Origin of the sequence: Enterococcus sp. AZ129, assembly GCF_051714505.1 — a bacterium.
Classification (GTDB): Bacteria; Bacillota; Bacilli; order Lactobacillales; family Enterococcaceae; genus Enterococcus; species Enterococcus faecalis.
This window is the reverse complement of sequence record NZ_JBIORY010000001.1, coordinates 1,105,719-1,120,614: the sequence shown is the minus strand read 5'-3', so window position 1 is coordinate 1,120,614 and position 14,896 is coordinate 1,105,719. Positions and strand designations below refer to the sequence as shown.

Annotated in this window: 16 protein-coding genes; 3 read left to right on the top strand and 13 right to left on the bottom strand. The window is 37.9% G+C overall.

The genetic code is table 11. From position 1 onward, the window contains the following. Positions 1-7: 7 nt before the first annotated feature. The 4 genes from IGJ90_RS05630 to IGJ90_RS05615 all read right to left on the bottom strand — a co-directional run bounded on the left by IGJ90_RS05630 (position 8) and on the right by IGJ90_RS05615 (position 2,311). Positions 8-400, bottom strand: coding sequence for a hypothetical protein (locus IGJ90_RS05630; RefSeq protein WP_002360492.1), 393 nt, complete (start codon positions 398-400; stop codon positions 8-10). A 66-nt stretch (positions 401-466) separates the two neighbouring features. After that, on the bottom strand, positions 467-1,309 hold the full coding sequence (locus tag IGJ90_RS05625) for an ATP-binding protein (RefSeq protein WP_002366554.1): 843 nt from the start codon (positions 1,307-1,309) through the stop codon (positions 467-469). 18 nt (positions 1,310-1,327) lie between these two features. Continuing rightward, entirely contained in the window at positions 1,328-2,083 is a 756-nt protein-coding gene (locus tag IGJ90_RS05620) for a DnaD domain protein (RefSeq protein WP_163326415.1), read from the bottom strand. 45 nt (positions 2,084-2,128) lie between these two features. Continuing rightward, complete coding sequence (locus tag IGJ90_RS05615; RefSeq protein ID WP_050443818.1) at positions 2,129-2,311, bottom strand: hypothetical protein; 183 nt, start codon at positions 2,309-2,311, stop codon at positions 2,129-2,131. A gap of 169 nt (positions 2,312-2,480) precedes the next feature. Here IGJ90_RS05615 and IGJ90_RS05610 point away from each other — a divergent pair, with 169 nt between their 5' ends. Together IGJ90_RS05610 and IGJ90_RS05605 are read left to right on the top strand one after the other, a co-directional pair. Beyond that, the gene (locus IGJ90_RS05610) at positions 2,481-2,963 is read left to right on the top strand and encodes a helix-turn-helix domain-containing protein (protein WP_002371257.1); all 483 of its coding nucleotides are present in this window, start codon (positions 2,481-2,483) and stop codon (positions 2,961-2,963) included. Between the two features lie 34 nt (positions 2,964-2,997). Beyond that, positions 2,998-3,483 (top strand): toxin, encoded by a 486-nt coding sequence (locus IGJ90_RS05605; RefSeq protein WP_002382232.1) that lies wholly within the window; start codon positions 2,998-3,000, stop codon positions 3,481-3,483. Between the two features lie 59 nt (positions 3,484-3,542). On the opposite strand, the gene IGJ90_RS05600 is transcribed toward IGJ90_RS05605, so the two are convergent. The 9 genes from IGJ90_RS05600 to IGJ90_RS05560 all read right to left on the bottom strand — a co-directional run bounded on the left by IGJ90_RS05600 (position 3,543) and on the right by IGJ90_RS05560 (position 13,725). Then, on the bottom strand, positions 3,543-3,773 hold the full coding sequence (locus IGJ90_RS05600) for a hypothetical protein (RefSeq protein ID WP_002393873.1): 231 nt from the start codon (positions 3,771-3,773) through the stop codon (positions 3,543-3,545). An 82-nt stretch (positions 3,774-3,855) separates the two neighbouring features. After that, positions 3,856-4,206: a 30S ribosome-binding factor RbfA gene (rbfA, locus tag IGJ90_RS05595; RefSeq protein ID WP_002360497.1), complete on the bottom strand. Its 351-nt coding sequence runs from the start codon at positions 4,204-4,206 to the stop codon at positions 3,856-3,858. A gap of 24 nt (positions 4,207-4,230) precedes the next feature. Next, positions 4,231-6,627 (bottom strand): translation initiation factor IF-2, encoded by a 2,397-nt coding sequence (gene infB, locus IGJ90_RS05590; protein WP_002357859.1) that lies wholly within the window; start codon positions 6,625-6,627, stop codon positions 4,231-4,233. Between the two features lie 12 nt (positions 6,628-6,639). Beyond that, on the bottom strand, positions 6,640-6,945 hold the full coding sequence (locus IGJ90_RS05585; RefSeq protein ID WP_002357860.1) for a YlxQ-related RNA-binding protein: 306 nt from the start codon (positions 6,943-6,945) through the stop codon (positions 6,640-6,642). Then, the gene (gene rnpM / locus IGJ90_RS05580; protein WP_002363794.1) at positions 6,935-7,234 is read right to left on the bottom strand and encodes an RNase P modulator RnpM; all 300 of its coding nucleotides are present in this window, start codon (positions 7,232-7,234) and stop codon (positions 6,935-6,937) included. The genes IGJ90_RS05585 and rnpM overlap by 11 nt, the downstream gene beginning before the upstream one ends. Before the next feature lie 20 nt (positions 7,235-7,254). After that, positions 7,255-8,454: a transcription termination factor NusA gene (nusA, locus tag IGJ90_RS05575; protein WP_002360499.1), complete on the bottom strand. Its 1,200-nt coding sequence runs from the start codon at positions 8,452-8,454 to the stop codon at positions 7,255-7,257. 143 nt (positions 8,455-8,597) lie between these two features. Next, on the bottom strand, positions 8,598-9,071 hold the full coding sequence (rimP, locus tag IGJ90_RS05570) for a ribosome maturation factor RimP (RefSeq protein WP_002357863.1): 474 nt from the start codon (positions 9,069-9,071) through the stop codon (positions 8,598-8,600). Positions 9,072-9,276: 205 nt separating this feature from the next. After that, on the bottom strand, positions 9,277-11,163 hold the full coding sequence (locus IGJ90_RS05565) for an Ig-like domain-containing protein (protein ID WP_438767721.1): 1,887 nt from the start codon (positions 11,161-11,163) through the stop codon (positions 9,277-9,279). A 141-nt stretch (positions 11,164-11,304) separates the two neighbouring features. Beyond that, the gene (locus tag IGJ90_RS05560) at positions 11,305-13,725 is read right to left on the bottom strand and encodes a cation-translocating P-type ATPase (RefSeq protein ID WP_438767719.1); all 2,421 of its coding nucleotides are present in this window, start codon (positions 13,723-13,725) and stop codon (positions 11,305-11,307) included. Between the two features lie 218 nt (positions 13,726-13,943). Here IGJ90_RS05560 and rnhC point away from each other — a divergent pair, with 218 nt between their 5' ends. Then, complete coding sequence (gene rnhC, locus IGJ90_RS05555) at positions 13,944-14,861, top strand: ribonuclease HIII (RefSeq protein ID WP_002393198.1); 918 nt, start codon at positions 13,944-13,946, stop codon at positions 14,859-14,861. The last annotated feature ends 35 nt before the right edge of the window (positions 14,862-14,896 follow it).

Sequence of the window (14,896 nt, the reverse complement as noted above, 5' to 3'; positions counted from 1 at the left end):
TTTACTTTTATTCATTTAAAAGTGTTAATCGATAAATAAAATAACATTCTTTCGACATGTCTAAGCCGTGACGAATCGCTTCATCTGAATAACCGAGCCAAATTAAATAGAGATACTCGCTTTTTGTAAACGATGCGGCCTTGATGGATTGGATGGGTCTTGATTGATCCATCGACCAATTACCGATTGCTTGTCCTAATTCTTGAATTTCCTGCATAATAAGTTTATTTTTTTGACTTGCCCAATCGGGATATTGATTCATTAGTTGTAAGAGTCGTTTTCTTTTTTGTGCTTTTTCGCTTTGTTGCTTTGAAATATCTTTAAATACAACGCTTTTCATTTCAAATAAATCTTTTTTACGTTTTGTTAAATTACTCATGTTTACGGCCTTCTCTTTCACCAATTAGATAACCTAACATTAGTGTCATTGTCCAAAAGATAAACCCAATAATAATTGTTAACATATTTATTTCACACTCCTCATTCGTTTGTCTGTTGTGTCTTTATATTGGAAAACATAGCCACTGGCGTGCTTCATTAGACGAGAAATAATGCGTGTTCCATAGGCCTCCACCAGTTGTTTTCCAGAAAAATTAGTAGTAAAAATAGTTGCTTTATTCTGTCTAGCTTCTAAAATTCGGTTTAAGATGTCATTATTAAAATCCGTACTAACTTTATTTTTAATTCCTAATTCAGCACCTAAATCATCTAAGACCAAAACGTCTGCTTTTTTCATTCTAGTAATATACGCTTGAGCCTTTGCTTGGCTTTTGGTCGACTCATTCATGGACATTTTTAGTTTTTCTAATAACTCAGAGTAGCTGACAAATAAACAATACTTTTGATATGCAGAGCGTTCTAAGACTTCAACTAAAATACTGATAGCCAAATGACTTTTACCGACACCAGGTTTCCCTGAAAAAATAACGTGGATTGGCTTTCCTTCAACAATCGCTGAAACTGCTGCTAAGGCCCGTTCTTTTGCTTGTCTTGTTTCTAATTCAGTGGTTTGGTAATTGGTTAAACGACATTGCCGTAGCGCATCATCAGCAATTAAGGACCCTTGATGAAAAAATTTTTGTGTACGTGCCATAAAACTCTCTTGAGAACGTTGTTGATTGGCTTGTTGTTCATGTTTTTTTAGCATTTTATACCCACACGACCAACAAGTTGGGGCACAACGTTCTGTGCCATCTTTATTTTTTTGTTGCCAAACATATTGTTCACTGCCACATTCAGGACAACGGTCTTCAACTTTTTCTAACAATTGACTCAATAGTATTTGAAAAGTTTGATCTGTCGCATGCATACTGATTTCCTCCTTTCTTTAAAAACCTAACTCTTGATATTCTTCTGTCATTTGCGGCGCATGCTCCAACACTTGTTTTTTATCATTTACCAGAACTTCATGTACGGATAAATAATTTTGTTGCTCCCAACTTTTCAAAATAGCATTTACATAGCCGTAATTCCGTTTATTTCGATCGACGGCAATTCCTAAAGCATGCAAGATTAATTGGCATGCTTCCTCTTGGCTAGCCCCTTTTTGTATAAAATCTTGCAACCAATACTTAAAATCTTGGCTTGTTTTTGAGGCCAGTGTACCAAAGCCGTTTTCCTCATAAAAATGATAAATCGTCTTTAAACAATCGTTTTCCGAACTACTACCTTGACTCTGACCTAACTTAGACTGGCCTATGCTTTCCTGTGGTAACCGTTGGTAGTCAGCTGGTTGACCACTGACAGACGATTCTACTTTAAACGTATAAGCTTTGCTATTTTTTTCAACAATCTGATTTTTCTCTTCTTGATACAAGGTTGGTTTGTAACGATCACTGCGAATATAATTATGAATTTTCCAATGTTTGATAACGATCACACCACTTTCAAATACTAGAATAAATTTTTTAACCATTAGCAATTTTAGATCGTCTTCCCCACAACCAACCATTCGCTGCAATTTTTTGGGATTATTGATAAATCCATCATCATCGGCACGCATCGCTAAATGAAAATACAGGGCCTGACTTGATAAAGGCATATCTAAAAACGCATCACTATCAATAATCGTTTTTGCAAACATGCGTCGTTCTGCCAATCCGCTTCTCTCCTTTTGACTAAATTATTGTTACTCTGTTAGTAATTCCATGAGGCCAATCATACCAATCACGATGACCCCAATTTTTATTGAGACACTGCTTATTAATAAAATAATTGCTAAAAGTAACATATCCGACAACGTTTTTTTATAATTCCGACTCATTTCTTCACCCTTTCCACCAAAATACGGTTTTCCGAACAAAGTGTTCAAAAAAATTAGTTCAGTTAACCGAACATTTGAATGGCTCTATCTTAGCATCAAATATTTTCACTGTCAACTCATAAGTTCGGTTTTATGAACTGCTAAATTTAATTGCGATTGTTACTTGCCTTCTCTAAACAGGTATAGTATACTTTGAGGCAATAGGAGGTTCGGAAATATGAACATTTTTGCTATCCGTTTAAAAGAGGCTTTAACAGCCAAGAACATCAAACCTAGTGATTTAGCGAAAAAAACTGGCATCGGTAAATCTTCGATCAGCGATTGGCTAGCTGGTCGTTACGAAGCAAAACAAGACAAAGTTTATCGCATTGCAGATGCATTAGATATTAATGAGGCCTGGTTGATGGGACAAGAGGTTCCCATGGAAAAAAATGCCTCAACTATCGACCGCATTTATAAAAAATTAGAACCCCAACGACAAGCCATCGTTTATCAATTTGCCGAACAACAATTACACGAACAACAAACGCAAGCAGAAATTCTCTCATTCCCTCGCCGTGACGAAATGACACTGGCTGCCCACGCTGGGGATCCAGAAAAGATATTTTCAAAAGAAGAAATCGAGAAAATTCACGATTACTTGGATGAAATTGATGCCAAATATCAACAATCGATTTCTTCTGACAAAAAAGAGGATTAACTTCCCATCTACTCTTTTTATTAAGTAATGGCAGGTGAATGGTAAAGTGAATGATTATGAAAAACTCGTCAGTTCCATTCAAAAGGATGTGACGGTTTTAGAAATTGATTTATACAATCAAACAGGTTGTTATGGGTTGTATCGAAATGGCAAAATTTATATTGAAAAAACATTGAGTACCCGTCAAAAGAAGAATATTTTAGCCGAGGAATACGGGCATTATCAAACATCCGTTGGCACTATTTTAAATCAAAATTGTACAGAAAATCGGAAGCAAGAGTTGAAAGCCCGCAATGTGGCCTTAGAGCAATTAGTTACATTAGACGATTTAATTCGTTGCTCTGAAGCTGGCTTAAGCAACCATTATTCTTGTGCTGAATTTTTGGAAATCGATGTTGAAACATTAAAAAATGTGATTACGTACTATCGACAAAAGTATGGCGCCACTTATCTTTATAAAGGACGGATTTTTGAATTTAGGGATTATTCTGTGATGGTATTAAATACTGGGTTAACTTAAAAAGCATGGAACAAAATCAATAAGGATTTTGTTCCATGCTTAAAAGTATTCTGGAAAATTCAAGAGCGGTTTTTGTACCAATGGTTAATATGTCCGACGCCAAGCATAAGATTTGGGACAAGTATGAGGACGAATATAAATGACGGCCAAAATCCGATGAACTGAATAATATGTTCCCGCATACTATGTAGTACAAAGAAGAAAAGAAAAAAGTACAGGGAACTCTTGCCTGAACCCATTTCTTTTAAATAGCGATCTCCATTTTTATAGAAAGCAACAATTCTTTTCATCTTTACACCTCCATGACTATTTTATCAAGAAATCATGAAAAGAAAAAGCACACCATTCGTCTGGTGTGCTTTTTCTTTTTAATTATTCACCTTGATTCAACTTACGAATCAACTCATCAATGTGATTTCCGTATTGGACAGATTCGTCTCTTTCAAAAATCAACTCTGGTGTTTTATACAAGGTTAACCGTTGTCCTAATTCTTTACGAATCAGTCCTTTGGCTTTGTCTAAGCCTTGTTGAGCTTTTTGTTGTTCGGAAGCTAAATCAGATAACAAGCTGTAGTAAATCGTTGCTTGTTGTAAATCACCGGTCACACGAACATCTGTAATAGTGATGCCTTGGACGCGTGGATCTCTGATGCGTTTGTTCAAGATATCATTCACTTCACGCATGATTTCTTGGCCTACACGACGGTCACGATAATTTGCCATAGTGTCTTCCTCCAATTACTAAAATTATTGTTTGATTTCTTCCATAATGAAGCCTTCAATCGCATCATCTACACGTAAATCATTGAAGTTTTCAATCATAGCACCACATTCAAAACCAAGTTTGACTTCTTTCACGTCATCTTTAAAGCGTTTCAAGCTTGCTAATTTACCTTCATAAATAACAATACCATCACGAATGACACGAACGCCACTATCGCGGCGAATAAAGCCTTCTGTAACATAACAGCCAGCGATTGTGCCAACTTTAGATACTTTGTACAATTCACGAACCGTCATTTGACCCGTAATTTTTTCTTCAAATTCTGGATCTAATAACCCTTTCATCGCTGTTTCGATTTCTTCTAGGGCTTTATAGATAATACGGTGTAAACGAATATCAACTTCTTCTTGTTCTGCTTGTTGTTTCGCTTGTGGTGTTGGGCGAACGTTAAAGCCGATAATAATCGCATTACTTGCTGCGGCTAAAGTTACGTCGCTTTCATTGATGGCCCCAACTGCCGCGTGAACAATTTTCACACGAACGCCTTCTACATCAATTTTTTGTAAACTTGCTGAAACGGCTTCGGCAGATCCTTGTACGTCTGCTTTGACAATGATATTAACTTCTTTTAATTCGCCTTCTTTTAGGCTTTCAAATAAGTTATCCAATGTCACACGGCTACTTGCTGAACGTTGTTCAAGCAACGCACGTTTAGCCCGTTCTTCCCCTGCTTGACGTGCCGTTTTTTCATCTTCAAAGACCACAAAACGATCACCCGCTTGAGGAACATCATTTAATCCGGTAATTTCTACAGGAGTTGCGGGTCCTGCTTCTTTATCACGGCGGCCCATGTCATTGGTCATCACACGAACACGTCCGTAAGTATTACCAACAACGATTGGATCACCAACATGTAAAGTTCCTTGTTGAACGAGTAATGTCGCAACCGGACCTTTACCTTTATCTAAGCGCGCTTCAATCACTGTTCCAATTGCTTTTTGCGTTGGATCAGCTTTTAAGTCTTCTACTTCAGCAATCAATAAAATATTTTCCAATAGCTCATCAATGTTTTGATTGAATTTCGCTGAAATATTGACGAAAATCGTATCTCCGCCCCATTCTTCAGGAATTAATTCATGTTCACTTAATTCTTGTTTCACATGATCAGGGTTCGCACCAGGCTTATCAATTTTGTTAACTGCTACAATAATCGGCACTTTTGCCGCTTTGGCATGGTTAATCGCCTCGATTGTTTGTGGCATTACTCCATCGTCCGCTGCAACAACTAAGATGGTAATATCAGTGATGCTGGCACCACGCGCGCGCATACTTGTAAAGGCCGCATGTCCTGGTGTATCTAAGAACGTAATTGGTTTGCCATCAATATCTAACTGATAGGCACCAATATGCTGCGTGATTCCGCCCGCTTCACCTGAAGTCACACGAGAATGGCGCAATGTATCTAATAATGTTGTTTTCCCGTGGTCTACGTGTCCCATGATTGTGACAACAGGGGGACGTGTGGTTAAGTTTTCTTCAACAACTGCTTCTGGTTCGAAGAATTTATCAATGTCCGCAATATCAACTTGGACTTTTTCTTGCGGTTCCATGCCATAGTCCACAGCTAATAATTCAATTGTATCTTTATCTAAGGCTTGGTTTTGGTTAACCATGACACCCATCATAAATAATTTTTTGATGATTTCCGCTGGTTCGCGGTGGATTTTTTTCGCAATATCTGCCACGTTCATACCTTCTGTATATTCTAAAACATCTGGTAATTCACGGAATTTACGTGCTGGTACTGCTGGCTTCGCTGATTCTTGTTGATGTTTGCCTTTTTTCCCTTTTTTGTTGAAACGATTGCGGTTTTGGTTATTAAAGTTATTCCGGTTATTACGATTTTGACCGCCACCAAAATTGTTGTTACGGTTTTGGCCGCCACGGTTTTGGTTGTTCCCGCCATTGTTATTTTGGCTGGTCCGATTTTGATTCGTTGTAGAACCGTTATTGTTTTGGGTATTGCGGTTTTGATTGTTTGTATTTGTTTGATTGCTACGGTTTTGTGTGTTGCTTTGGCCGTGACGATTTTGGTTGTTGTTATTTCTTTGTTGTCCATTCGTTGATTGATTGTTTGGACGATTTTGGTTATTTCTTTGTTCACCAGGTTTATTGTTCATTGGTTTCTTATTGGCTGGTTTATTTTGTGTTGTTTGTTGCTTTTGGTTGTTTGTTGCTTTTGATTGAGTATTTACGGTACTTCCTCCTCCGAATGCTTGACGAAGCTTTGTTTCTTGCTCGGAACTAATTGCGCCCATATGGTTTTTAACATCCATACCTAATTGATGCGCTTTATCGACAACGTCTTTGCTTGCTTTATTCATTTCTTTTGCTAGTTCATAAATTCTTTTTTTTCCCATGCAATCACCTTCCTAACCTTTTAGTAATTCCTTGATTTTGGTGGCAAATCCTGCATCAGTTACTCCGATAACCATTCGTGGTCGCCCAATCGCTTGGCTGAGCTCGAATTGACTGAACAGTTCGCTAACAGGAACATTATAATAAGAACTTTTGTCCTTGATTTTCTTTCTAGTATTCTCACTGGCATCTTGCGCAACAAACACAAATTTCGCTTTGTTTGCACGAATATCTTTAAGGGTTAATTCCTCGCCTGTGACTAATTTACCGGCGCGCATTGCTAAACCTAAAAGGTTCAAAATTTTGGTTTTATTTTCCATCGCCAAACAACTCTTTGCGGGCTTTTTGGTGCGTTACATAATCCAATAGTTCTTGATAAAATTCATCACTTAATTTTGTTTCTAAGACACGATCAAGAATTTTTTTATCCCAAGCTTTTTGGACTTCCGCAGGATCCAAATCAACGTAAGCGCCACGTCCTGGTAATTTACCAGTTGGATCTAAGGCCACTTCGCCTTCTTTGGAGCGAGTAATTCTGACTAATTCTTTTTTCGGTTTCATTTCGCCTGAAACAACCGATTTACGCATTGGAATTTTTCTCTTTTTCATTTTTTCACCCTCCAAAAACGTTATTCTTGTTCAGGTAATTCTTCTGTAATTTCTGCTTCAACAACTGCTTCTTCAGTAGCCAAGTTTTCGTAATCATCTGCCGTCATATCTGAATGGATAATTGCTTCATCCATTTCTTCTGCCACTTCGGCAACTTCTTGATTGGCTTGTTGTTCATAAAATTCAGCCATATCAGATTCTGATTTGATATCAATTTTATGGCCCGTTAATTTAGCAGCTAAGCGCGCATTTTGACCACGTTTACCAATTGCTAATGACAATTGATAATCAGGTACAACAACTGTACATGCTTTGCTATTTTCTGGATCAAAAATAACATCTAATACTTGAGCTGGATTCAAGGCATTACTAATATAAATAGCTGGATCTTCGTTCCATTCCACAATATCCATATTTTCGCCTTTTAATTCATTCACAATCGCTTGGACACGTTGGCCTTTTGGACCAACACAGGTACCCACTGGGTCAATATTAGGATCTGTTGAACGAACGGCTACTTTTGAACGATCGCCAGCTTCACGAGCGACGCTTACGATTTCAACAATTCCATCATAAACTTCTGGAATTTCTTGTTCAAAAAGACGTTTTAGTAAATCTGGATGACTACGGCTTACAAAAACTTGTGGGCCTTTTGATGTGTTTTCAACACGTGATACGTAAACTTTAATCCGATCATGCGGTTGGTAAAATTCATTTGGCATTTGATCTTGTTTTGATAAGACTGCTTCGATTTTACCTAAGTTTACATAGATATAACGACGATCTTGACGTTCAACAATTCCTTGCATGATGTCATTTTCGTATTCGCTAAATTCATTATAAATAATTGTTCTTTCTGCTTCACGGACACGTTGTAAAATTACTTGCTTTGCTGTTTGGGCAGCAATGCGGCCAAAGTCTTTTGGCGTAACTTCAAAACGAATTTTGTCGCCGATTTCATATGCACCATTTAATGCAACGGCATCTTTTAATGAAACTTCCAATTGTGAATCAAATACTTCTTCTGTTACTTCTTTGACAGCATACACGTGAATATTGCCTTTTTTTGGTTCAAATTCAACTTCGACGTTGCTTGCTTGTCCATAATGTCTTTTATATGCAGAAACTAAAGCTGCTTGTAACGCTTCAATCACCGTATCTTTAGGAATCCCTTTTTCAGCTTCTAATACGTCTAATGCATTTAACATTTCTTTGCTCATTGTTTTTCTTTTCCTCCTATGGATTCGTTAAAGCTGAACGAGTGGTTCTTCTTCCAAGGGAAAAACTTCTCGTTAAAACTTGTCACAGGCCCAGCTAAAAGTAAAACTTTTAGTGGACCCTTTTTTACATTCGAGTCTGTTGATTAAAATTGAATGGCTAAACGAGCTTTTGCGATATTTTTACGTTCAAAAGTCATTTCCTTCACTCTGGTTTTAATTTTTACACTTAATGTTAATTGTTCTGAATCAAGATGGACTAAGGTACCCTCAATCTGTTTTTCTCCATCAACTGCTTGATAAAGAGAAATATGAATGTACTTGCCTACCGCTTGTTCATAATCGCTTTCTTTCTTTAACGGACGTTCTGCTCCCGGAGAAGAAACTTCCAGAAAGTACGCTTGCGGAATTGGATCTGGATCCATTGCATCTAGTTTTTCACTTAATTTTTCGCTGACAAAGGCACATTCCTCAATATCAATGCCACCTTCTTTATCGATAAATACTCGTAAAAACCAATTTTTTCCTTCCTTAACAAACTCTACTTCCACAAGTTCAAAATTTTGTTCTTCTAAGATTGGTGTGACTAACTTTGTTACAGTTTCCACAGCACTACTCAAAATTTTCGCCTCCTTCGAGATTGATGTAACGAACCGTGTCCTGATGACTTTTCCATCAAAAAGAGTGAGCAGAAATCCGCTCACTCCCAACTAGTATCATTACGCTAAAGATAGTATAGCACAGAACCATTCCAAACTCAAATGAACAAGCTAAATCTCTCGAAATTTGCACATTTTGTCTCGATTACTGAAACTATCTAAGCGATTATTTTTTCGTTTTAAAATAGATAAATACTCCTTGAATCAAAAGAAGGCTACCTAAGAAAAGAAACGCGTTTTCTTTTGTTTCTCCTGTTTTTGGCAATTCTTTATTACGAATCGCCTGTTTTTCAATGGTTATTGAAGTAGTTTCTGTGGTTGAATTCGTGGTAGTATCTGTTGTCCCACTCGTTGGTGGTGTGGTACCCTCTATAGGTTTTTCTGGCGTATAGTGATTAGTAAATACTTGACCTCCATCATACTGAGTAGTCGCCACAAGATTTCCTAAAAGCGCCTCGACGGTTACTTGAACTTGAAGGTTGTGCGTATCGTAGGAAACACCTGCCTGTTGCGTGTTTACTTCCCGAATGGTGTATTGATAGTTTCCAGGAGTTTCAAAGGTTAATGGTGAAAATTGAATTTTCCCTAAAGTATCGTTACTAACCGTTTCTAGTACTGTGCCTTTCTCATCTAACAATTCAAATTGAAATTCAGCATCCTTCAGTGGTTTTCCTAAAAGAACTTTTCCAGCTAAAAATGAAGCAGCGACTGGTTGATATGAAATCTTATGATTCACAACAGTTTTCAGTGCAACTAAGTTTTTACCAAAGTCTTCAGGCGTTATTGGAATCTTGTTTTGCGAAAGTTGGTAACCGGTAGGTGCTTTGGTTTCTTCTAAAGTATAGTTATCTTTTAACAAGCCTTTAACAATCGCTGTTCCGTTTTGATCTGTTGTGATTTTGGCCACTGTTTGATTGGTTGAGTTACGAATGAGTTCAAACTCTGCACCTGCTAAACGCTGGCCTGCTTCATCTTCTTTATGAATTTCAACAACATATTGTTCACCATTGGCTTCTCCACCACCCGTTTGTGAGACACGACTCACTTCGACTTCTTCCACCACCGTTTGATTTTCTGTTAATTTTGCATAATTTGTGAAGGTTTCACCTTTTTCGGGAAGATGATCGATTTTGGTTTTATAGGTGATACGATATTCGTTAGTCCCAATATTGCCAAAATGCACCGAAAAATTGCGGTCACCAGGACCATACTGGACAGCCAACTGATCAGTTATATCTTCCTCTGGCGTGAACTGCCAAATAGCATTTCCATCCAGTGTCCATTGTCCTCGTTCAATTTTCATAGTGTCTTTCATATAACTTAAACTTTCTGTTTTTAGCACATCTTCCACTTCTAAATCAGTATACGTTTGCCCTGTTGGATTAATCCGTAGTACATTGTAAATTTCGGTTGGATCGTCTTCGATAAACCACGAATACTTGCTAAATTTTTCGTTAACATCATCGCCTTCACCTTGGTAATCAAGATCGCCAGCAAATATTTTTTCCCCTTCAACCGTGACGTAAATAGGAATCTTGGATTCATTTTCGACATTTTCGAAATCAATCAAACTTGTAAAATATAAAGACCCACTAATATTGGCATGGTTTTCTACGTAATCTGTATACGTTAACGTGACCGTTTTATTTGCTACATCGGTCTGTGCAATTGCAACCACAGCACCTGTATCATCTACTACATTAAAGGTCATATTTTTCTCGAGACGTAGCTCTTCGGGCAAAGTAATCACACTCGTATCCCCACTATTAACGGTATTATCCGGTAAGTTGAACTCAATTCGGAGGTAGATGTCTGTATATTGATTAATGGTCCCAAGTGGGTTTCCCTCTTTGTCCGTTAGCTGAATCGCTGTCACAATGTTGCCTACTTGCTTACGCGGCACTACGTTTGGCGTAGCAGAAATTTGATTGGTTTCACTGGTACTAGTTGGTTCCGTTTGCGCATATCCTGTTTCAAGTTTCAGAAAAGGCGTTATCAGCGTCGACAAAAGAATGAAAAACATTCCCCAATAGACAAAACTTCTTTTTTTCATTTTTATTCAATCCTTCCTATCTAAAATAATTGGTTAGGTTTATACTATCAAGGATTAACTAGGTGCAAGTGTTTTTATTTTTCCCAACGATAAAAAACAAAAAACACCGAACCAAAATAATTTTGGCTCGGTGTTTTGCTCCTAATGTCTTTTCTTATAAAACCATAATTGAACTTTTTCAGAAATGGTTGATAAATGTTGGAAAGTTGAGTCTGCTGCAAAGAAAAGAATGGCTAAAAGTAACAAGGCTGTTGGCGATACCGAAGTTAACGAGAACAAGTTTTTCATGGAAATACTTGTAATAACCATTCCGATTAAACAGCCAATCATTACGCGCTTGCGGTAACGATTCATTGGTGAACTAATTTTATAAAGAACCATAAAGCCGACTGAAACTAGCAACAATGTTGCAGTCGTTGAAATGTCCGTTTTTTGAAGTGCAAGAATATCACCACAAATTAGTAAAGCACCGACTACTAACATATCCGTTAACCCACCAGGAATTGCTTTTGATAACACATTGAAAAGAAATTTCCCTTCAATGCGACGATGATTTGGTTCCAAAGCTAGAAATGTCGAAGGAATCCCAATTGTAAATAAACTAATCAATGTGACTTGTGTCGGTTGTAAAGGATATGTCACGGCAAAAATCATAGCAAAGACAGACATCAGCAAGGAAAAAATATTTTTTACAAGGAATAAACTTGAAGAGCGTTCAATGTTATTAACTACTTGGCGGCCTTCAAAGACAACCTCCGGCATCGTTGAAAAATCAGAATCTAACAACACAACTTGCGAGGCTTGTGCTGTAGCTTGATTTCCTGAAGCCATGGCAATACTACAATCTGCTTCTTTCATGGCTAAAATATCATTAACTCCATCCCCTGTCATCGCCACTGAATGATCTAATTTTTTCAACAATAGTACAAATTGTTTCTTTTGTTCTGGCGTGACACGACCAAAAACGGTGTATTTTTCTAAAGCTTCTGTCTGGGCTTCCATTGTAGTTAATGTTCGCGCGTCCACATAATTTTCAGCACCAATAATGCCTGCCGCTTGTGCTACATTGGATACTGTTAAAGGATTATCGCCAGAAATGACCTTAATGGCCACATTTTGTTCAGCGAAATATTCAAAAGTTGCTTTGGCTTCTTTACGAATCGGATTCCAAAGAAGAATGTAGCCTAGAGGTTGAACCTCTGCTGCCAACGTTTCCTGAAATTCTCCTAAATACTTTCCGAACACCAATAAGCGATAGCCTTGACTTGTATAATGTTCCACTTCAGATTGATACATTTCATAATTGTCTCTCAAAATCATCTCTGGCGCCCCAAGAATATACGTCGCTTCTGGGAAAGTCACGCTACTAAATTTTTCGACAGACGAAAACGAGGTGTAGCTAACGGCTTCCCTCTGATTATTAGTAACAAAAAATTCTTTCATCGCTTTCATCGTATCATTGTCAGCTGACATTGTTCGGCAAAAATCGCCAATTAATTTTTCGACATTGGTTAAGTCTGTACCATCATTTTCGATACTCACCACAGGAACCAACTCTTGGACTTCCATCGTGTTTTCAGTAATTGTTCCTGTTTTATCTACACATAACACATCAACACGTGCTAAGGATTCGATACTTTTCATGTTGTGCAATAAAACGCCGCGCTTCGCTAAGCGCATTGTGCTGGCAGCTAATGCAACGGTTGTTAAAAGGTACAACCCTTCCGGAATCATCCCAATCAAGGCAGCTTCCATGGAGACAATGCTGTCATGAAGCCCTTGATGGTTGATGAAATAACTTTGGAAAAATAGAACACAGCCGATCGGGATAATAATAATCCCTACCCATTTCACCAAACGGTTAATGGAACCGACCATCTCTGATTGTTCCCCTTTTTTAATTGATTTCGCTTCAAGCGTTAATTGATGAACATAGGCCTCAGCGCCAATTTTATCAATTCTTGCATAACAAGAACCTGACACAATAAAGCTACCTGACAAAAGTTGGCTATCTGCTACTTTGGTAATCTCATCAGATTCCCCAGTTAACAAGGATTCATTCACACGGACTTCACCAGATAAGACAATTGCATCCCCAGAAATCTGTTCACCCGATTTAAAGAGCACCACATCGTCCAAAACCAGTTCATCTGGCGAAATTTCTTGTTCTTGGCCATCCCTCACAACGGTTACTTTTGTAGCATTTAGAATATTTAAGCTATCTAATACTTTCTTCGACTTAATTTCTTGGTAAATTCCAATGACCGTATTAATGATTACTACTGGCAAAAAGGTCATATTTTTATAAGATTGTACCAGCATTAATAACACACCTAGTACCACAAAAATTAAGTTGAAATACGTAAATACGTTATTAATAACAATCTGTTTCGTTGTGATAAACTCTGTATCGACGGCAGCATTGACTAAGCCTTTTCGCTGTCTTTCTTCCACTTGTGCGGCCGTCAAGCCTTGTTTATCTTCTGGATAATAGCGTTCCGCGTTAGCAGTCACTGCTATTGGTTCATTTTCTTGCATTTCTTTTTTTCTTCTCAAACACATCACCCCTTGTTCTAGTCGACTCTTTCATCGTCTCCTTCTCTCCCACAGTATAGCACTGAATAAAAATTTAGATAACAACTAGCGCCCAACTATAGAAAAAAATTATACATTTCCTAAACATTGTCATTTTCAGGAACAAGCTAACGCAAAACCTTTTCATTTACTTGTTTTTCCTTTACTATAGTAAAGAAGAAATATCAAGAAATGAGGAACAATTGATGGCACAGAATCACGTAATTAAAGTTAGTAAAAAAACATTAGCAGAGATGACCACTGTTTATCAACCCAATCGTTTAAATAAAACGGTCCCTTATACTGTCTTTGTGGCCAAGGTTGGCACCACTACCATCACTGCTTATCAATCAGGTAAAGTCATGTTTCAGGGACCTCAAGCTGAAAAAGAGGCCGCTCGTTGGGAAGGAACGAGTACCACACCAAAGAAAAAAATTTCTCCCCAGACTACTACACTGCCTGCTGATTTTGGCAACTGGTCTGTGATAGGTTCCGATGAAGTCGGTAATGGTAGCTATTTTGGTCCAGTAACTGTCTGTGCTGCCTATGTTGACAAAAGCATGATTAGCAAACTAAAAGCATTAGGTGTTCGTGATTCCAAAGAATTAACCGACCCACAAATTATTCAATTGTCACATGTCATTAAAGAACTGATTCCTTACAAGTTATTAATCGTTGAACCAAAAAAATACAATGAGATCCAACCAAACTACAATGCTGTACACATGAAAGTCGCTTTGCATAACCAAGCGATTTATCTGTTGCTACAAGAGTTGGCTCCCACAAAGCCAGAAGGGATTTTGATTGACCAATTCACCCCTGAAAATAACTATCGGAAATATGTTCGTAATGAAAAAAATCAAGTCACTGAAAAATTGTTCTTCGTCACTAAAGGAGAGCAGTATCATGTTGCTGTTGCTGCCGCCTCTATTATTAGCCGCGCTGCTTTTTTAGAAGAGTTAGACAAAGAATCTGCAGAATTGGGTTTCTCTGTGCCCTCTGGTGCTGGCAGCAAATCAGACCAAGTAGCCGCCCGTATTTTGAAAAAAGGCGGCCTAGACTTATTAGCGAACTACGCGAAGTTGCATTTTGCAAACACCCAAAAAGCCCAAAAGTTACTATAAAATAAACACCAAGCAAAAGTCCCAATACCGATTAG